Here is an 18,972-nt window from a genome sequence, read left to right as displayed (position 1 = left end):
CCCGAGGCTGAGCCCGAGATCTATGCAACGACGAAGCGGTTTGGCACCATTCTTGAGAATGTCGTCATCGATCCTGTCACGCGCGCAATCGATCTCAACGACAACCGCTTGGCTGAGAACAGCCGCGGCAGCTACCCGATTGACTTCATTCCCAATGCCAGCCCCGACAATCTGGGGCCAGTGCCCAAGAATATCATCATGCTTACAGCAGATGCCTTCGGCATCTTGCCGCCGATTGCCAAGCTTACGCCCGAGCAGGCGATGTATCATTTCCTCTCTGGCTACACAGCGCGCGTGGCTGGCACCGAGATTGGAGTGACCGAGCCCGAGGCGACGTTTTCCACCTGCTTTGGCGCACCCTTCATGCCGCGCCACCCTTCCGTCTACGGCAATCTTCTCAAAGAGCGGATCGCGCGCGGAGGGGTGGATTGCTGGTTGGTCAACACGGGCTGGACTGGCGGCGGGGCTGGAAGTGGTGGCACGGGCACGCGGATGCCGATCAAGGTCACGCGGGCGCTCTTGAATGCGGCACTCGATGGCAGTCTCAAGGAAACCGAGTTCCGCCGCGATCCCTTCTTCGGCTTCATGGTGCCGGTGGCAGTGCCCGGAGTGGATGCCCGCATCCTCGACCCGCGCGGGACCTGGCCGGACCCAGAGGCCTATGATGCCGCGGCGCGCCGGCTGGTTGCCATGTTCATCGAGAATTTCGCCCAGTTCGAGGATCACGTAGAGCCAGGCGTGCGCGAGGCTGCCCCCCGGGCTGCCTGATGACCGCGCGCCGGAACGCAGGGCCGATGCGTTCTGCAGAGGGTTTCCGGTGCGAGCGAGCGGTTTTGGGTTGCAGCGCTCTGCAGCCGAGCCAAAGCTTGCGCCATGCGATTCGCAGGTGGCAGGTGTGCGCAGGCGGAGACGTAGCAACGACTGGGGCTTTCCGCGCTGGCGCTCCTACGAGGGCAGCGGCAATGCGCCACAGGCACTGCGACGCTGCGACCGGGCCGGCTGCGACCAGCCTGGCACCTGCCCGGCCCCCAAGGCTCCCAACCGGCCAGAGCGCTGGTGGTTCTGCGCGGCGCACGCCGCCGAATACAACCGCCGTTGGGACTATTTCGCCGGGCTCGATGCCGAGAGCGCAAGAGAGGCGGAAGCCGACGACATGACGACATCTCGCGCGTATCGCCGCGCTGCCCATTGGGACTGGAGCGAAGGTGACGAAAGCCGCAGCCGGGCGGAACGTGACGCGCTCAAAGTGCTCGAACTCGAAGCAGACGCCGACAGCGAAGCGATCAAGGCGGCCTATCGCCGCCTTGCCAAGGCGAATCACCCGGATCTCAACCCGGGGGATGCGGAAGCTGAGGCCCGGTTCCGCGCTGCGCGGGCGGCCTATGCCATCCTGACTGAAGCTGGCGCGCGGCGGTCCAAATGACCCTGGCTGGGGATGGGCTGCGGCCATCATCCCCCTGACATTTATGTCTTTTGTCTGCGCCCGGGAACTATCACGACAAATTGGTTAATCTGGAAGGGGCAAGCGCACGCCACCTCTTTCACAACCCCCGTTTCCATGTTAGACCGAATCACCTCCCGCGAGTCGGGAGTGCAACAGTGGGAGAAGCGACATGCGACTTGGTTCCGTCGTTGCTGCCGCGCTCGCCTTTTCGATGGCAGCGCCGGTGGCGGCAACCACCACCCTCCTGATCAAACAAGGGGGCTATTTCAATAACGCGAACGTGACTGTGCCGCCTCCGTCGCCAGGCGTTGGCACCCAGATCGCGGCCAATTTCCAAATCGTGGGCACCTATGGCGGGGCCATGAGCGGTTCGTTTGACCTGTTTGCCTTCTGCGTGGACCTGGTGAATGAAATCGCGCTTGGCAACAACACGTTGGCGAACCTCAGCCCGCAGCTCAATTTTGAGGTTGGCACGCTGACGACAGCACCCGGTCTCGGCCCGCTGACGCCAACGCAAGTCCAGTATATGAAGGGCCTTGCCTCTTATGGCTTCGACCTTCTCAAGATGAGCTCACCCCCCGTCACTCTTTCGGAACATATTCCAGCCATCCAAGCTGCGATCTGGTCGATTGAGTATGGCAAGTCCATCACGTCTTCGGACCCAACGATCAATTCCTTGATCGGCAGCTACATCGCGTTGGCACCGTCGCTCAACGGGAAGGCGACCTACATCTTCTCGACGGACACAAACCCGCGCCGGCAAGGGATGCTCATCCCCTATGTTCCCGAGCCGGGCACCTGGGCGATGATGATCGCCGGCTTCGGCCTTGTCGGCGCTGCCGCACGGCGCCGGCGCCAGGACATGTCGGCCGTCGCCGCCTGATCGTAAGGCGATTGCCAAGGGAGAGGGTGGCGGCTAACGGCCTCGCGCCGTGACCGATATCGCCGCCACCCTTCTTTCTCCAGTAATCCTGTTCTTCGTGCTGGGGGCAGCAGCCTCCTTCGCCCGTTCTGATCTCGAGATCCCCGAGCAGATCGGGAAGGGCATGTCCCTCTATCTCATGGCCTCGATTGGCCTGAAGGGCGGAATTGAGGTTTCGGCGGCGGGGTTTGATCCCCGGATGCTGAGCGCGGGTGCGGCCGGAACCTTCCTGAGCTTTGCCCTCCCGTTTCTTGGTTTCGCCTTGCTGCGACGTCTCGGCCGGCTTTCCGCGCTCGATGCGGGTGCTGTGGCCGCCCACTATGGCTCGGTCTCGGTCGTCACCTTCGTGACGGGGATTGCCGTTCTCGATGCCAACGGGGATCGCGCTGCCGGCTGGATGGTCGCGGTTCTCGCACTCATGGAAACGCCAGCCATTATTGCCGGGCTCATCCTCGCGCGCGGCTCGCTCGCCGGGCTGGGCCGCGCCCGCAATGTCGAGGGCTTCGGCGACCACAGCGTCTGGCGCGAGGTGCTCCTGAACGGGCCGGTGGTGCTTCTCATCGGCTCGTTCCTCATCGGGCTGGTGACGGGCAAAGGCGGCTACCAGCAGGTCGCGCCCTTCTTCACTGACCTGTTCCGCGGCGTGCTGTGCCTCTTCCTCCTTTCGATGGGCCTGCTTGCCGCGCGCCGGCTGCGCGAGGCCCGCAGCCTCACCCCCAGGCTTGCCCTGCTTGCAATCGTGCTGCCGCTCCTCAATGCCCTGGTCGGGCTTGGCACAGCGGCTGCTATCGGCCTTTCTGGCGGCACAGCTGCCGCCTTCATCATCTTGTGCGCTTCGGCCTCCTATATTGCCGTTCCGGCGGCCATGAGCCTCGCGCTGCCCAAGGCCGATGCCGGGCTCTATCTTGCCATGAGTCTTGCCATCACCTTCCCGTTCAATATCATTTTCGGGATCCCGCTTTATGCGCGGATGGCAGCGTTGCTGGGCTGACGCCGGACCTCAAGCAGAGGGCGGGTTGCATGATGAGAGATTCTGCCCTGCAGCCATTCGCAACCCGGAAAGGTCAGGCACGATCCGAAGCGCTCGCCGCAAGTGCAGGCGGCGCGATTGCGCACAGACTGGCCTTGGCATGCAGCGCAGAGCACAGCTGAATTTGCGCTGACGCCGGCCTCCTAGAAGTGGAGGACGCGGCCCTCAGCGTCGAGCACGGCCTCGTGCATCATCTCAGAGAGCGTCGGGTGGGGAAAGATGGTGGCAGCGAGCGTCTCGTGCGTCGCCTCGCACTGGCGGGCAATGGCATAGCCCTGAATGAGTTCAGTAACTTCAGCGCCAGCCATATGGGCGCCAAGAAGCGCGCCGGTCTCGGCATCGAACACGGTCTTGACCAGCCCCTCAGGCTCGCCAAGCGCGATTGCCTTGCCATTGCCGATCGCCTGGAACCGGCCGATCTTCACCCGGTAGCCGGCCTCTCTTGCCTGGGCTTCCGTGAGACCGACCGAGGCGACTTGCGGCCGCGAATAGGTGCAGCCGGGAATGTTGCTCTTGTCCATGGGGTGGGCATGGGCGTAGCCGGCGATCACTTCGGCCGCGACCACGCCCTCGTGGCTTGCCTTGTGGGCAAGCCAGGGCGGGCCGGTTACGTCACCGATGGCCCAGAGACCCTCCACATTGGTGCGGCCGAACGCGTCGGTGACGATATGGCCGCGCTCCATGAGGACCCCCAGCATCTCAAGGCCGAGGCCTTCCGTGTTGGGTGCAATCCCGATCGCGAGGATGGCATGGCTGAAGCGCTCGGCCTTGCCGCCGATGGTCGCAGTCACACCTTCGGCATCAGCGGCAAGCGTCTCGACCCGCGCCGAAGTGAGAAGCCGCATCCCCTGCCTGGTGAAGGCCTTTGCCATGAAGGCCGAAATCTCGGCATCTTCCCCGGGAAGGATGCGGTCCATCATCTCGACGACCGTCACTTTCGCCCCCAGGTCGGAATAGAAGCTCGCAAACTCGATCCCGATCGCGCCTGAGCCAATGACGAGAAGCTCGGTCGGCATGGCCGGTGGCACCATGGCGTGGCGGTAGGTCCAGATGCGGACGCCATCGGCCTTCGCGTGCGGCAGCTCACGAGCGCGGGCCCCCGTAGCCACGATGACATTCCGGGCGGAAAGCGTGCGGTCGCCCACCTTGACCGACGTCGGCCCGGCCAGCGTCGCCTCGCCTTCGACCACCGTCACCCGGTTCTTCTTCATCAGGTGGGCGACCCCGGTGTTGAGCTGGCCTGCCACCTTGCGCGACCGCTCGACAATGGCGGCAAGGTCAAAGCCGACCGCGCCAGAAGACAGACCGTAGCTCCCGGCGTGGTCGAGAAAATGCTTGATCTCGGCCGAGCGCAGCAGTGCCTTCGTCGGGATGCAGCCCCAGTTGAGACAGATGCCGCCGAGCCGCTCGCGCTCGACGATGGCGACCTTCAGGCCAAGCTGCGCCGCACGGATGGCTGCCACATAGCCGCCCGGCCCCGAGCCGATGATGGCGAGGTCGAAACTCTCACTCATGCGAGCATGCCAAGCGGCGCCTCAACGAGAGCCCGGAAGGCAGCGAGGAATTCCGCACCCACGGCGCCATCGATGGCGCGATGGTCGAAGCTTCCGGTCACGCTCATGACGGTCGCAACCGCCAGCGCGTCCCCGTCCACCCATGGCCGCTTCTCTCCCGCACCAATGGCAAGGATCAGGCCCTCGGGCGGGTTGATGACGGCGGCGAATTCGCGGATGCCATACATGCCGAGGTTGGAGAGCGAGGCGGTGCCGCCCTGATATTCCTCGGGCTTCAGCTTTCCCGCCTTGGCCCGGGCGGCAAGATCCTTCATCTCGGTTGCAATCGCCGAAAGCCGTTTGCCGCCCGCATCGCGGATGACGGGGGTGACAAGCCCGCCGGGGATGGCGACCGCAACCGAGACATCGGCGCGCGCGAACCTGTAGAGGGCATCGCCGGCGAAGCGCACATTGGCATCCGGCACGGCTTCGAGGGCAAGCCCCAGCGCCTTTATGAGCATGTCGTTGACAGAGAGCTTCACCCCGCGCGGCGCGAGCGCCGCATTGAGCTCGGCCCTGAGCGCCAGCAGCGCATCGAGCCGGCAATCGACCGTCAGGTAGAAGTGCGGAACAGTCGTCTTGGACTCGCTCAGCCGCCGCGCGATGGTCTTGCGCATGTTCGAGAGCTTCACCGTCTCGAACGGCGGCAGGCCATCCGCCAGCGGTGGAGCCGGGACGGGCGCAGCGGCTGCAGGCACAGATCTGGCAGGAGCAGAGCCGGCCGCGGCTGCCGGAGGCGCCGGGAGCACGCCTGCAGCCGGCGCGCGACCGGCAGCAGCTTCGACGTCGGCGCGGACAATCCGGCCGCCCGGCCCGCTGCCGGCAACGGACGCGAGATCGACTCCGAGTTCAGCTGCCATCCGCCGCGCCAGCGGGGAAGCCTTGCGGCGCGTCCCTTCGGATACAGGGGCCGGCGGCATGGCAGATGCAAGGACCACAGTCGCTGCAACGGGTGCCGCTGTTGCCGGGTACGGGGCCGGCGCTGGTGCCGCTGGCTTCGGTGCCGGCTCGCTCTCACCCTTGAGCCGAGCGATGACGGCGTTGACCTTCACGTCCTCCGCACCTTCAGGAACGAGCAGTTCAAGGACTTCGCCCTCGTCCACGGCTTCGACTTCCATCGTTGCCTTGTCAGTTTCGATCTCGGCGATGACATCGCCTGCCCGCACCTGGTCGCCGACCTTGACCAGCCAGCGGGCGAGCGTTCCCGACTCCATCGTCGGGGACAGGGCCGGCATGGTGATGTCGATGGGCACTGGGCGCTCCTAGTCGGGGAGGAAGATCTCGTCGATCTCGAACCCGGCCACTCCTTCATCGACCAGGCGGTGCAAGGGGACCCACTCGGTTGCCTCGGCCATCAGCGCCCGCGAGACGACCGTCTTGCCCGGCTGCTCCCAGGCAAGCACAAGCGTGCTGGTGCCAAGCGCAGCGAGCTTGCGCAACAGCGGCACGAAATCGGCGTCCGGCGAGATGAGCACCACCCAGTCGAGCTTGCGGTGGACGGCCATGTCGAACGCTTCAAGCGAGAGCGCGACATCCACCCCCTTCTCGCGCGGGCGGTCCTGGCTCATATCGACGCGCAGATGATGGGCCCGGATGCCGTTTGCCACCAGCACCTGGTCGAACAGGCGCTCGCCGCGCAACACTTCCTCGGCATAGCCGGGATTGTCGTCGCGCGCGGCCTTGTCATCGAGGTCGGCGAGCGCGAAGCGACCGCGGAAATAATGGGCTTCAACAACGCGGCAAGCCTTGGGTTCCGCCTTCTCGATCCGCGCAACACACCAGCAGAGGAAGCGGTGCAGGCCGGCAAGATCGATCCGCCGGCCAACCTCATGGCTGTAGCGATAATGGTTGGTAATCGCCTGGAAATAGCTGCCATCGTAGAAGACACCGATCCGGACCAGTTGCGTCACGCAAACAGGCTCCGGACTGCCGCCACGACCTTCGCGGCATCGATGAGGGCCGCCTTCTCGAGATTGGCGGCATAGGGCAGCGGCACATCTGCATCCGTCACCCGGAGCACTGGCGCATCGAGCTCGTCGAAGCCCTTCTCCATGCAGATGGCCATCACTTCGGATGCAATCGAGCAGCGCGGCCAGCCTTCCTCCACCACCACCAGGCGATGGGTGCGCGCAAGACTTTCGAGGATCGCATCCTCATCGAGCGGGCGCAATGAGCGAAGATCAAGCACCTCGGCAGACACGCCTTCGCTTGCGAGCTGTTCGGCCGCCGCAAGTGCCACTTCCACCCCGATCGAATAGGAAAGGAGGGTCACGTCTTGTCCCTGGCGATGACAGCGGGCGCGGCCGATGGGCACCACATGCTCGCCTTCGGGCACTTCGAAGCTGCGGCCGTAGAGCAGCTCATTCTCGAGGAAGACAACCGGATCGGGCGAGCGAATGGCAGCCTTCAAGAGGCCCTTGGCGTCGGCAGCATCATAGGGCGAGAGCACGATGAGGCCGGGAACGCTCGCATACCAGGGGGCAAAATTCTGGCTGTGCTGGGCAGCGACGCGCGCAGCAGCGCCATTGGGCCCGCGGAAAACGATGGGACAGCGCATCTGGCCGCCCGACATATAATTGGTCTTGGCGGCAGAGTTGACGATATGATCGATTGCCTGCATGGCGAAATTCATCGTCATAAACTCAACAATGGGCCTAAGGCCTCCCATGGCTGCACCAACGCCAAGGCCAGCGAAGCCATATTCGGTAATTGGCGTATCGATGACCCTGCGCTCGCCGAATTCATCGAGAAGACCCTGGGTCACCTTGTAGGCGCCCTGGTAGTGGGCGACTTCCTCTCCCATCACGAAGACGCGCGGATCGGCGCGCATCTCTTCGGCCATGGCGTCGCGAAGCGCCTCGCGCACAGTCTGGCGGCGGGTGGTACCAGCGGCTCGGGGTTCGACAGCGCCCGGCATGGCCGGAAGCGTAGATGCTGCGGCGCGCTGCGGCGCGGCAGCCGAAGACGGGGGTGGGGCTTGCGGCGCCTCGCTCTCGAGTGCCATGACAGCGATGACGGTGCCCACCTTTACGCTCTCAGTGCCTTCGGCGACTGCAAGCGATACGATCGTCCCCGCCTCGTCGCTCTCGAGCTCCATGGTTGCCTTGTCGGTTTCGACTTCGGCGATGACCTGGCCGGGTTTCACGGCATCGCCTGGCCGAACCAGCCAGCGCGCGAGCGTGCCCTCCTCCATGGTTGGGGACATGGCAGGCAGGCGAATTTCCATCAGGAGCGGTCCGCCAAGACGTCGGTCCAGAGCTCGGCGAGATCCGGCTCCGGGGCCTGTTCGGCGAAATCGGCCGCCTCCGCCACTTCTGCCCGGACCTCGCGGTCGATCGCCTTCAAGTCGGCCTCGGTTGCCATGCCAAGCTCCATGAGCTCTCGCGCAGCCCGGTCAATGGGGTCCTGGTGCTCGCGCACGGCGGACACCTCGTCGCGGGTGCGGTATTTCGCGGGATCGGACATGGAGTGGCCACGGTAGCGGTAGGTCTTCATTTCAAGCAGGATCGGGCCGCGAGCCTTCGCCCACTCGATGGCAAGCGTTGCTGCCCCGCGCACGGCCAGCACGTCCATGCCATCGACCTGCAGGCCCTCGATCCGGAAGCTTTCGCCGCGGCGATAGAGCTGGTCTTCCGAAGACGCCCGGTTGACGGACGTGCCCATGGCATATTGGTTGTTCTCGATCACGAAGACGACGGGCAGCTTCCACAGCTCGGCCATGTTGAACGCTTCATAGACTTGACCCTGGTTTGCAGCCCCGTCCCCGAAATAGGCGAGCGTCACACCCCCCTCCTCGCCCAGCACGTCGCGGCGATACTTGTGGGCGAAGGCAAGACCGGCACCCAACGGCACCTGCGCGCCCACAATGCCATGGCCACCGAAAAAGCCGTGTGCAACCGAGAACATGTGCATCGAGCCGCCCTTGCCCTTGGAAATACCTGCCGCCCGGCCGGTGAGCTCTGCCATCACAGCCTTTGCCGGGATCCCGCAGGCGAGCATGTGGCCGTGGTCGCGATAGCCGGTGATGACCGAGTCCCGGCCAGGGGAAATCGCTGCCTGCATGCCAGTGACAACGGCCTCCTGGCCGATGTAGAGGTGGCAGAAGCCGCCGATGAGACCCATGCCGTAGAGCTGGCCCGCTTTCTCTTCAAACCGGCGGATGAGAAGCATCATCCGGTAGAAGGCGCGATAGGTCTCGCGGTCGGGTGCATACCGGACAAGTTCTGGAAGCGCGTCGAACCTGCCCGGCTCGGCCGGTGTGGCTTGGCGCGCGGAAGCGGCCGCGCGGCCCTTCGGCGATGGTCCCAAGGCCCGTTCCTCGATGGTCTTTGCCGGGCTTGTAGCTGCTTGGTCGCCGAGTTCAACCGGCTGGCGCGGCCCCCGGCGCAGGCGGCAGGGGCAAGACCAGCTCGTCAGGTCGCACCACGCCGAGGTGTCGCCGGACCAGCTCATCGGCGAGATCGGGGTCAGCGCCGCGCGGGTCCAGGAGACCGATCTGGCGCGACAGGGCTTCGCGCTTGGCTTCGAGCCTGGCCCGCTCGGCCTCGAGCCGGGCCCGTTCGGCGCGAATGCCCTCGAGCGCGAGAATGCCCGAGGGACCCATGAAGGCATGGGCGAGGAAATAGCCGCCAACAGCAAGGCACAAGGCGGGAAGCGCCGCCCGCCTGATCAATTCCGAGAACCCGAACGCGTGCACGACCCCTTCTGAATCAGAGCCTTGCTCCGGCGTCAAGCCGGCCAAGCTCAGGCCGCAGCCAGCGCCATCCGGCCGGCGTAGCGTGCAACCGGGCCGAGTTCCGCCTCGATCCGCAGCAGCTGGTTGTATTTTGCCAGCCGGTCGGAACGCGAGAGTGAACCCGTCTTGATCTGCCCGCAATGGCACGCAACCGCGAGATCGGCGATGGTTGCATCCTCGGTCTCCCCCGAGCGGTGGGACATGATGGCGCGATAGCCGGCCATATGCGCCTTGCGGACCGCCTGCAGCGTTTCCGAAAGTGTCCCGATCTGGTTGACCTTGACGAGGATGGCGTTGGCAACGCCGCGCGCAATCCCGTCCGCCAGCCGCGCCGGGCTGGTGACGAACAGGTCGTCGCCCACCAGCTGCACCCGGCCGCCGAGCGCATCGGTCAGGAGCTTCCATCCGTCCCAGTCGTCTTCGGCCATGCCATCCTCAATGGAGACAATGGGATAGTCCGCCACCAGCCCCTCAAGATATGACGCCATCTCGGCCGGACGGCGCGCTTGACCGTCGCAATGATAGGCACCGTCGCGATGAAATTCGGTTGCAGCGCAGTCGAGCGCAAGCCCCATGTCATCGCCGGCCCGGAACCCGGCTGTAGCGATGGCCTCCATCACAAGGTCGAGCGCTGCCCGTGCGCCTGCGAGCGGCGGCGCAAAGCCACCTTCGTCTCCCACTGCGGTTGAGAGCTTCCGGCCATGGAGGAGGGTCTTCAGCGCATGGAAGACTTCCGCCCCCCACCTCAGCCCCTCGGCGAAGGTCGGTGCGCCCAGCGGCATCACCATGAACTCCTGGAAGTCGAGCCCATTGTTGGCGTGGGCGCCGCCGTTGATGATGTTCATCATGGGCACTGGCAGAATGTGCGCCGACGTGCCGCCGACATAGCGGTAGAGCGGCAGACCGCGCGCTGCTGCCGCTGCCTTGGCAACCGCAAGGCTCACCCCAAGGAGGGCATTGGCGCCTAGCCGCGCCTTGTTGGGCGTGCCGTCGAGGGCGATAAGGGCGGCGTCCACTTCCTCCTGCTGCTCGGCATCGAGCCCGACGATGGCATCAGAGATTTCGCCGTGGACGGCGGCAACTGCTGTCCTCACCCCCTTGCCGAGATAGCGCGCCTTGTCAGCGTCGCGCAGTTCTACGGCCTCATGGGCGCCAGTCGAGGCGCCAGACGGCACCGCCGCGCGACCCATCGACCCATCTTCGAGCCGGCAGTCGACCTCGATGGTGGGATTGCCGCGGCTGTCGAGGATCTCGCGCGCGGCAAGATCAAGAATTGCAGTCATCGGTGCTCCGTCGTCTCGCTCAGCCCCAGAGGGCCGGCTCGGGCGGGTGGACGTCGGACCCGGAAAATGCAAGGGGGCAGGCACGATCGCGCGCAAGAAGCAAGGGCCCGTCGAGATCGGCGTAAGCCGCGTGCATGGCCGCGAAAAAGGCCGGCGCTACCGCAAGCGAAGTCGAGAGCATGCACCCGACCATGACGCCAAGGCCCCGCTGGCCTGCGGCATGAATGAGCGCGAGCGCCTCGGTCAGCCCACCTGCCTTGTCCAGTTTCACATTGATCATGCGATAGCGGCCAACGACCGAGTCCAAGCTTGTACGATCGTGCAGGCTCTCGTCAGCAGCAAGCGGCACCGGACTGCGCAAGTGGGCAAGATCGGAGTCAGCACCTGCTGGCAACGGCTGCTCAATGAGCTCGACACCGAGCGCATGGAGCCCATGGCACAGCGCCTCGATATCAAGCCCCGTCCAGCTCTGGTTTGCGTCCGCAATGAGGCGGGCGTGGGGTGCGACGCGGCGAACGGCAGCGACGCGGTCAAGATCACCCTCGCCGCCCAGCTTGAGCTTCAGAAGTTCCCGCCCGGACACGCGCCGGGCCTCCGACTCCATGGTTGCAGGATCGCCAAGGCTGATCGTGTAGGCCGTAAGCATAGGGCGCGGCTGCGGCAGGCCAAGCCTTTGCCAGACCCGAACGCCGCTCGCTTTGGCCTCGAGATCCCAGAGGGCAGAGTCAAGCGCGTTGCGCGCAGCACCTGCAGGCAAAAGATCGAGGAGGTCAGCGCGGGTCGCGCCCGCCTCCACTTCGGCCTGAACCTGGCCAAGCGCAGCAAGCGCAGCCAGGGCATGATCTCCGAGATAATAGATGGGCGTGCCTTCACCGCGGCCGAGGATTTCGCCCTGCCGGAGCTCAACGCGCACGACCTCGACATCGGTCTTGGTGCCGCGGGCGATGACAAATGGCTGCCGGGTCGCGAACCGATCGATGGTGGCAAACAGCGTGCGCACGCGAAGGTGCCTAGCGGCTGGCCACAGTTGCAGCTAGTCTCTCTCGCAATGACGAAGCCGAGACGGCTGGCAACCTTGCGTGCGCGCCTTGCGCGCGATGCCATGATCCTCTGGATTGCAGCCCGCGATCCGCGAACCCCGCTGGCTGCCAAAATTCTCGGTGGCCTGGTGGCGGCCTATGCCTTCTCTCCCATTGACTTCATTCCCGATTTTGTCCCCGTGTTCGGGCTTATCGACGACCTCCTCTTGCTGCCGCTTGGCCTTGCCCTGGCGCTATGGCTCATCCCAGCACCGCTTGTTGCCGAGTTCCGGGCCAGCGCCGATGCCGCTGCTGCGCGCCCGGTCAGCCGTAGCGGGGCCCTCCTTGTCGGCGCCCTGTGGGTCTTCCTTGTCGCCGTTGCAGCAATGCAGCTTGTAACCCTGCGCTACTGGTAGGAGCTTCCGATGCCGGAGGAACAGATCGAGCTCGATCCGGTGGTCGTGGTCGCGCGGATCACGACGCTCGAAATGCTGGTGCGGCAGATGATGGTCGTGCAATTGCGGCTTCTCGCCGAACGTGGCCATATCGAGCTCACGCCTGGCTATGTGCAGAGCCTCGCCAATGCCTATTCGGAGAAAGTGGACGAGTCGACCATAATCGAATCGAACTCGGCGGATGTGAACTATGCTTTCAAGGCCAATGTCTTGCACCAGCTCGAGCGCTTTTTCGACGAGATTGCCGCCCATATCGAAGCGCACCCCTGACCCCCTGCCTCTCACCATCTGCCTTGCAGACGGCAGGACGTGCGGCTAGGTCGTAAAGGGCACGTGCTGGCCCGATGGCGGAGTGGTGACGCAGCGGACTGCAAATCCGTATACGCCGGTTCGATTCCGGCTCGGGCCTCCACGCCCCGGATTCTTCTGAGTCCCGGGTTCCCTTCTGAAGCCGCCTAGGGGCACCAGTGAATGTCAATCGCCTGGTCTGCCTCCGCAAGCAGGCGGCCAGCGGGAAAGCGCGAGCCGGGGCCATCGGCAATGGCGTCTTCGAGCATGGCCCGCTGGGCCGCACCCTGCACCGAGAGAATGAGTGCGCGTGCGCCAAGAAGTGCGCTCCCAGTGAGGAAGCGGCAGCCATCGGCTGTGGTTTGCACGGGGTGCGGCGAAGCGAGCGCATCCGCAAGCTTCGGCCCGGGGAGAATGCCCCCTACGCGCCCGGTCTCCGCCACTTCGAGCAAGGCGAGATCGATGGGACCAGATCCGATTGCCGCACCATCGAGGGCAGCAACCCGCGCTCCGGCCGCTTGGGCAGCGACAGCCGATTCTGCAGCCAGCTCGCCATGGGTTGGAATGACGGTTACCTGCTTCCACGGCCCGGCTGTGCGGAACAGAGCTGCCACAAGGGGAGACATGGCTGCCGACGGCGGAACTGCGATGACTGCGTGACCGTGGCCTTCGACTGCCTGGGCGAGGAGAAACGCGACGTCGGCGGCGACCTCCGACGCCATGGCGCCAAGATCGGCATGTTCCCACCACTCGATGTCGTCTTCGGTCGCCATCTGCGCCCACTCCCTTCATGCCCGGGCGCCAGTCTGGCCGCTTGGCACTGGATTGACGGGCCGCTACTAGGGCGCCGCCGCCATTTCAAGCGCGGCGCGAATGAAGGACTTGCCGTGGCTTCGGCCGCCCACGATTCATTGGCACACGCCTGCACTGCCATGATCGAAAGCCAGCTCATGCCGTGCGGAATCATCAACCCGCGGCTGCTGGCCGCCTTTGCTGCCGTGCCGCGCGAGCGTTTTGTTGCTGCAGGTCGAGAGGCCCTCGCCTATGCGGAGACTGTCCAGCCGATCGGGAGCGGCCGCTGGATGGCAGCCCCGCTTGCAACGGCACGGCTGCTCTCGGCTGCCGATGTGAAACCGGGCGAGCGCGCGCTCCTGGTCGGTGCTGGCACGGGTGTGACGGCAGCGCTTCTCGCCGAGATGGGGGCTGCAGTCATCGCGCTTGAGGCGGATGCAACCCTTGCCGAGCGGGCGCAAAGCTTGCTTGCCCGATACCTGGGGGTGACTCTTGTCACAGGTCCGCTCACGGCAGGCTGGCCTGATGAGGCACCCTATGATCTTATCCTGTTCGACGGCGCGGTCGAGTTTGTGCCAGACGCTCTTGCAGCGCAACTCAAGCAAGATGGCCGGATCGCAGCCATCCTGGCCGGAGCCGATGGGGTGCACCGGGTCAGTCTCGGTCGGGCAATTCCACCACCATCCGGAACTGTTCAAGGCGAAGGAAAAGACGGGACACGGGTTGCCTTCGATGCCCTTAGCGAATGTGCAGCACCTCTGCTTCCCGGCTTCAGCCTGCCCAGAACCTTCCGCTTCTGAAAGACCGACATGACAAGATGGCCACAATACCGGTTCGAAGCCTGCCGGACCAGGAGCGCTGCGGCATGAGGGCCCTGCCCCTCCTTGTTGCTGCAAGCGTCATCGCTGCGCCAGCTTCTGCCGACACGCTCGCCGATGCGCTGAGGGCAGCCTATGAGACGAATCCGGAACTGGCTGCCGCTCGTGCGGCAGTCCGGCGCGCGGATGAGAACATGCCGATTGCCCGCGCGGAGATGCGGCCCAACATCGGCGGCTCGGTCACCTTCAGCCAGGACCTCGACGACGAGCTCAATGACTTTGGCCGCGTGACGGTGGCCGGTTTCCGGGTTACCCAGCCGGTCTGGGCAGGAGGCCGCGTGCAAGCGCAGCTCAGTGCTGCTGACGCGCGGATTGGCGCTGCGCGCGAAATCCTCCGCTCGGTCGAGAACAGGATCATTGCCGATACCGTCGAGGCCTATGCGGAGGTCCTGGCAACGCGCGAGGAAGTGCGGCTGAACCAGAACCAGGTAAAGGTGCTTCGCGAGCAGCTCCGGGCCTCGTCTGACCGGTTCGAAGTCGGGGATGTCACTCGCACCGATGTCGCCCAGAGCCAGGCCCGGCTGGCGGATGCAGAGGCGCGCCTGGTTGCAGCGCAAGGCAATGCGCTGACTGCTGAACAGACCTATATCCGGCTGGTGGGCCGGCCGCCTGGTGAGCTTGCTGCGCTCCCCCCGCTGCCACCGCTGCCGCCTTCAGTTGAGGCCGCGCGGGACCTCGCGCTTGCCAGCGCACCGGTGCTGATCGCTGCCCGTTACGATGAGAAGGCGGCGGCCGAGCAAGTCCGGGCTATTCGTCGCGAGCGCTGGGGCACGGCCTCTGTCAATGCAAGCTTCGGCTACCAGATCCCGGCTGGCGGGCCGTTTGAGCAGTTCCGCGTGGACGGTCTGGTCGGCGGGATCAACATGAATGCCTCCATCCCGATCTACACGGCCGGGTTGCTGTCCGCGCGCACGCGGCAGGCAGAGGCGACCCAAAGCGAGGCGATCGAGACCATCGAGTCAACCGAGCGCACGGTGCTCGAACAGACGACCAATGCCTGGATCGCGATCGAGACCGCAAAAAGCGTAATCCGCTCGGCTCGGGCCTCGATCGATGCCAACCGGCTAGCCGCCGAAGGCGTGCGGCAGGAGAACCTGGTCGGCAGCCGGGACATCATCGAAGTGCTCAACGCCGAGCAGGAGCTGCTCAACAGCCAGGTGGTCTTGGTCCGTGCCGAGCGCAACCTCTATGCTGCGACCTATCGGCTGTTGCAGGTGATCGGCCGCGCCGAAGCTGCTGCTCTTGGCATAACCGACAAGCTTTATGACCCGGCCGTCAATTTCCGGCGCGTCAACCGCAGCTGGCGTGAGTGGCGCGAGGACCCGGATCCGCGCACCGATCGGCAGCGCAACCGCCCGGACGGCGCGCGAGAGCCGGCTGCGGTTGCGCCGCCGCCGCTTTCGGTCAGGCGTATGGGTCCGCCGGCACCGGGGCAGTTGGAATGACGACGGGCGCCCGGGGCGGGATCGATCCAGATCTCAAGGCGATTCTTGAATCGATCCGGCAGACTGTTGCCGGCGTGCAGGCACCAGGCCCCGAGGGGGTTGAGGCGCAGCCGCCGCCGGCAACGCCAGCGCCGCAGACGACGCCAAGGCCGCTTCGGGCCAATCTTCCCTCTTCTGACAAGACGGTCGAGGAATTTCTTGCCGATCTCATTCGGCCGCAGGTGGAGGCCTGGCTCGCTGCCCACTTGCCGGAGATCGTCCAGAAGCTTGCCGCAGACGAGATCAGGCGGCTGACCGAAGGGAAATAGGCAGCGCTTTCGCCTTCGTGCGGCAGTCGGTAAGGCACGCGGCGCATGCTTGAGAAGACCTTTGAACCCGGCCCGATCGAGGCCCGCTGGTATGCCCACTGGGAAGAGCGCGGGGCCTTCCGCCCGCCCCGCTCCGATGCGCGCCCGTTTACCATCGTGCTGCCGCCCCCCAATGTGACCGGCACGCTCCACATCGGCCATGCCTTGAACCAGACGCTCCAAGATATCCTCCTCCGCTGGAAGCGGATGCAGGGCTTTGATGCCCGCTGGATCGTCGGCACCGATCATGCCGGGATTGCAACCCAGATGGTGGTCGAGCGGACCATCGCAAGCCAGGGCCTGACGCGCGAGGGGATGGGGCGCGAGGCGTTCCTGGCGACCGTCTGGGACTGGAAGGCCAAGTCCGGAGGGGCCATCACCCAGCAGATGCGGCGCCTTGGTGCGAGCCCAGACTGGGCGCATGAGCGCTTCACGATGGACGAAGCGTATGCCCGCGCTGTGACGGACGTGTTTGTGCGCTTGCACGAAGAGGGCCTCATCTACCGCGACAAGCGGTTGGTGAACTGGGACCCCAAGTTCCAGACGGCGATCTCCGACCTTGAAGTTGAGAACCGCGAGACCAAGGGCCATTTCTGGCACCTGCGCTATCCGCTCGCCGATGGTTCGGGGCATCTGGTCGTCGCAACGACCCGCCCTGAGACAATGCTTGGGGATACTGCGGTTGCTGTAAACCCGGAAGATGATCGCTATCGCCACCTTGTCGGCCAGAGCATTGCACACCCGCTGACCGGCCGCACCATTCCCGTGATCGCCGACACCTGGGCCGACCCTGCGCTCGGCTCGGGCGTGGTCAAGATTACGCCAGCGCATGATTTCAACGACTGGTCGGTCTTCGAGCGCCACCGCGAAATTGGCTGGATCAACATCCTAAACCCGGATGGAACGCTCAACGCCCAGGTGCCGGAAGCCTATCGCGGGCTCGACCGGTTCGTGGCCCGCAAGCGCATCATCGCCGACATGGAAGCGCTCGGCCTTCTCGAACGGGTGGAAGAAAAGCTGGTGCAGGTGCCCCACGGCGACCGCTCGGGGGCCGTCATCGAGCCCTATCTCACCGACCAATGGTATGTGGATGCAGCGAGACTCGCAGCCGAAGCGCGCCGGGCCGTCGCGGATGGCCGGTCGACGTTCGTCCCTGCCGCATGGGCGAAGACCTATTTCAACTGGCTGGACGCAATCCAGCCCTGGTGCGTCTCGCGCCAGCTCTGGTGGGGCCACCGGATCCCAGCCTGGTATGGGCCGGATGGGCAGTGCATCGTCGCGCGAGACGCAGCCGAAGCGCAGGCGAAGGCCGGGCTCGGGGTCCCGCTTCGGCAGGACGAAGACGTTCTTGATACCTGGTTCTCCTCGGCGCTGTGGCCGTTTGTCACTCTCGGCTGGCCTGAGAAGACGCCCGATCTCGCTCGCCACTATCCTGGTGACGTGCTGGTAACTGCGTTCGACATCATCTTCTTCTGGGTCGCGCGCATGATGATGCAGGGCCTGCACTTCATGGGCGAGGTGCCGTTCCGCACCGTCTACTGCCACGGCCTCGTTCGCGACGCGACTGGCGCCAAGATGTCGAAATCCAGAGGCAACGCGATCGACCCTTTGACCCTCATCGATCGCTATGGGGCGGATGCCGTACGCTTCACACTTGCCGCGCTGGAGTCCCAGGGCCGGGACATCAAGCTCGACGAGAAACGGGTAGAGGGCTACCGCAATTTTGCAACCAAGCTCTGGAACGCGGTCCGCTTCGCGCAATCCCAGGGCATCTGGGCTGACGCTGAAGGCTACCCGGACAGCGGCAGAAACACCGACGAAGCACCCGTGGCGGCCCACCCCGTCAACCGCTGGATCCTGAGCGAGGCAGCCGCAATGGTGCGCGACGTCACCGAGAGCCTCGAGGCCTTCCGCTTCGACCAGGCAGCGGATGCGCTCTACCACTTCACTTGGAGCCGCTTTTGCGACTGGTATCTGGAACTGGCGAAGCCGCTGCTTGCCGAAGGGAGCCCCGAGGCCTGCGAAACGCGCGCGACCGCCAGCTTCGTGCTCGACACCATCCTGAAAGTGCTCCACCCCTTCATGCCGTTCCTGACGGAAGAGCTGTGGCACGCGCAGGGGCCCCGCCCGCACGATCTCATCCTCGCCTCCTGGCCGGAGCTCCAGGTCGAACCGTCGGACGCGGAAGCGGAAATCACCTGGCTGATCGCGCTGATCTCGGCCATCCGCTCAGCCCGGACCGAGCTCAACGTGCCGCCGTCGGCCCGGCTGCCGCTTCATGCCCCGGCAGCGCTTGAGGCGAGGCTCCAGCGCCACTTGCCTGCCCTTGAGCGGCTGGCACGCGTATCTGGGCTCGCGTTTGCGGCACCCTCAGGCGGCATTGCCCAGCTTGTCGTTGCTGGCGAAACCTATGTTCTTCCACTCGGCGAGGTGATCGATCTTGCTGCCGAGCGGGCGCGCCTCAGTCGGGCGGCAGTTGCTGCCGAGCAGGAAGCAGCGCAACTTGCGAGCCGCCTTGCCAACCCCGGCTTTCTCGCGCGCGCCAAACCCGAGGCGGTGGAGAAGGCCCGCGCCGACCATGCCGCCCGCATGGCCGAGGCCGAGCGCCTCCGCACGGCGCTCGCCCGGCTGGGCCATTCCTGAATTCCTGTTGTAACGCTCTGAGTTTGCTTCCGCTCGCTTTTCTTGACCCTGTCGTTTGTCGCTGTTGTCTTCTCACCGGATTCTTGTGGAACCCCTTGTGACACAGGTGATGCGCAAGCTGCTCTTCGCTGGTGCTGG

At 65.2% G+C, this 18,972-nt stretch carries 19 protein-coding genes and 1 tRNA gene; 11 read left to right on the top strand and 9 right to left on the bottom strand.

The features are described 5' to 3' along the window. The 4 genes from ACWIQA_RS02735 to ACWIQA_RS02720 form a co-directional block, all read left to right on the top strand. Window positions 1–768, top strand: a 768-nt coding sequence (locus ACWIQA_RS02735) for a phosphoenolpyruvate carboxykinase (ATP) (RefSeq protein ID WP_448581532.1), incomplete at its 5' end; no start/stop codon positions are given. Window positions 769–895: 127 nt separating this feature from the next. Further along, complete coding sequence (locus ACWIQA_RS02730) at window positions 896–1,423, top strand: J domain-containing protein (protein ID WP_448581533.1); 528 nt, start codon at window positions 896–898, stop codon at window positions 1,421–1,423. Window positions 1,424–1,613: 190 nt separating this feature from the next. After that, window positions 1,614–2,327, top strand: a complete 714-nt coding sequence (locus ACWIQA_RS02725; RefSeq protein ID WP_448581531.1) for a PEPxxWA-CTERM sorting domain-containing protein — start codon at window positions 1,614–1,616, stop codon at window positions 2,325–2,327. 49 nt (window positions 2,328–2,376) lie between these two features. After that, window positions 2,377–3,357: a sodium-dependent bicarbonate transport family permease gene (locus ACWIQA_RS02720; RefSeq protein WP_448581530.1), complete on the top strand. Its 981-nt coding sequence runs from the start codon at window positions 2,377–2,379 to the stop codon at window positions 3,355–3,357. A 182-nt stretch (window positions 3,358–3,539) separates the two neighbouring features. Here the strand turns inward: ACWIQA_RS02720 and lpdA are convergent, their stop codons facing one another. From lpdA to dgcA, 8 genes are read right to left on the bottom strand one after another with little or no spacing between them, the layout of a single operon-like run. Beyond that, on the bottom strand, window positions 3,540–4,910 hold the full coding sequence (lpdA, locus tag ACWIQA_RS02715; RefSeq protein ID WP_448581529.1) for a dihydrolipoyl dehydrogenase: 1,371 nt from the start codon (window positions 4,908–4,910) through the stop codon (window positions 3,540–3,542). Beyond that, window positions 4,907–6,202, bottom strand: coding sequence for a pyruvate dehydrogenase complex dihydrolipoamide acetyltransferase (locus ACWIQA_RS02710; protein WP_448581528.1), 1,296 nt, complete (start codon window positions 6,200–6,202; stop codon window positions 4,907–4,909). The genes lpdA and ACWIQA_RS02710 overlap by 4 nt, the downstream gene beginning before the upstream one ends. Before the next feature lie 9 nt (window positions 6,203–6,211). Continuing rightward, on the bottom strand, window positions 6,212–6,859 hold the full coding sequence (locus tag ACWIQA_RS02705) for an NYN domain-containing protein (protein ID WP_448581527.1): 648 nt from the start codon (window positions 6,857–6,859) through the stop codon (window positions 6,212–6,214). Further along, the gene (locus ACWIQA_RS02700) at window positions 6,856–8,175 is read right to left on the bottom strand and encodes a pyruvate dehydrogenase complex E1 component subunit beta (RefSeq protein ID WP_448581526.1); all 1,320 of its coding nucleotides are present in this window, start codon (window positions 8,173–8,175) and stop codon (window positions 6,856–6,858) included. The genes ACWIQA_RS02705 and ACWIQA_RS02700 overlap by 4 nt, the downstream gene beginning before the upstream one ends. After that, a complete protein-coding gene (pdhA, locus tag ACWIQA_RS02695; RefSeq protein ID WP_448581525.1) occupies window positions 8,175–9,257 on the bottom strand; it encodes a pyruvate dehydrogenase (acetyl-transferring) E1 component subunit alpha in 1,083 nt (360 codons plus the stop codon). Before pdhA ends, ACWIQA_RS02700 begins: the two co-directional genes overlap by 1 nt. A gap of 52 nt (window positions 9,258–9,309) precedes the next feature. Beyond that, window positions 9,310–9,645: an FtsB family cell division protein gene (locus ACWIQA_RS02690; protein WP_448581524.1), complete on the bottom strand. Its 336-nt coding sequence runs from the start codon at window positions 9,643–9,645 to the stop codon at window positions 9,310–9,312. A 47-nt stretch (window positions 9,646–9,692) separates the two neighbouring features. Further along, window positions 9,693–10,967, bottom strand: a complete 1,275-nt coding sequence (gene eno / locus ACWIQA_RS02685) for a phosphopyruvate hydratase (protein WP_448581523.1) — start codon at window positions 10,965–10,967, stop codon at window positions 9,693–9,695. 19 nt (window positions 10,968–10,986) lie between these two features. Then, window positions 10,987–11,967, bottom strand: a complete 981-nt coding sequence (dgcA, locus tag ACWIQA_RS02680) for an N-acetyl-D-Glu racemase DgcA (RefSeq protein ID WP_448581522.1) — start codon at window positions 11,965–11,967, stop codon at window positions 10,987–10,989. 48 nt (window positions 11,968–12,015) lie between these two features. Between dgcA and ACWIQA_RS02675 the strand changes: the two genes are divergently transcribed. The 3 genes from ACWIQA_RS02675 (at window position 12,016) to ACWIQA_RS02665 (ending at window position 12,853) form a co-directional block, all read left to right on the top strand. After that, the gene (locus ACWIQA_RS02675) at window positions 12,016–12,402 is read left to right on the top strand and encodes a YkvA family protein (protein ID WP_448581521.1); all 387 of its coding nucleotides are present in this window, start codon (window positions 12,016–12,018) and stop codon (window positions 12,400–12,402) included. 9 nt (window positions 12,403–12,411) lie between these two features. Continuing rightward, entirely contained in the window at window positions 12,412–12,711 is a 300-nt protein-coding gene (locus tag ACWIQA_RS02670; protein ID WP_448581520.1) for a hypothetical protein, read from the top strand. Window positions 12,712–12,779: 68 nt separating this feature from the next. Then, window positions 12,780–12,853: transfer RNA gene (locus ACWIQA_RS02665), tRNA-Cys, on the top strand. Between the two features lie 43 nt (window positions 12,854–12,896). Here the strand turns inward: ACWIQA_RS02665 and ACWIQA_RS02660 are convergent. Then, window positions 12,897–13,502, bottom strand: coding sequence for a hypothetical protein (locus ACWIQA_RS02660; protein ID WP_448581519.1), 606 nt, complete (start codon window positions 13,500–13,502; stop codon window positions 12,897–12,899). A 159-nt stretch (window positions 13,503–13,661) separates the two neighbouring features. Here ACWIQA_RS02660 and ACWIQA_RS02655 point away from each other — a divergent pair, with 159 nt between their 5' ends. The 4 genes from ACWIQA_RS02655 to ACWIQA_RS02640 all read left to right on the top strand — a co-directional run bounded on the left by ACWIQA_RS02655 (window position 13,662) and on the right by ACWIQA_RS02640 (window position 18,834). Continuing rightward, window positions 13,662–14,321: a protein-L-isoaspartate O-methyltransferase family protein gene (locus ACWIQA_RS02655; protein ID WP_448581518.1), complete on the top strand. Its 660-nt coding sequence runs from the start codon at window positions 13,662–13,664 to the stop codon at window positions 14,319–14,321. A 65-nt stretch (window positions 14,322–14,386) separates the two neighbouring features. Next, window positions 14,387–15,844 carry a TolC family outer membrane protein gene (locus ACWIQA_RS02650; protein WP_448581517.1) on the top strand — a complete coding sequence of 486 codons (1,458 nt, stop codon included), beginning with the start codon at window positions 14,387–14,389 and terminating at the stop codon, window positions 15,842–15,844. Beyond that, the gene (locus tag ACWIQA_RS02645; RefSeq protein ID WP_448581516.1) at window positions 15,841–16,152 is read left to right on the top strand and encodes a DUF2497 domain-containing protein; all 312 of its coding nucleotides are present in this window, start codon (window positions 15,841–15,843) and stop codon (window positions 16,150–16,152) included. Before ACWIQA_RS02650 ends, ACWIQA_RS02645 begins: the two co-directional genes overlap by 4 nt. Window positions 16,153–16,197: 45 nt before the next feature. Then, complete coding sequence (locus ACWIQA_RS02640) at window positions 16,198–18,834, top strand: valine--tRNA ligase (protein ID WP_448581515.1); 2,637 nt, start codon at window positions 16,198–16,200, stop codon at window positions 18,832–18,834. The last annotated feature ends 138 nt before the right edge of the window (window positions 18,835–18,972 follow it).

Source organism: Thermaurantiacus sp., from assembly GCF_053487655.1.
Note: the sequence above shows the minus strand (reverse complement) of the source record. Positions and strands in the feature narration are given on the sequence as shown.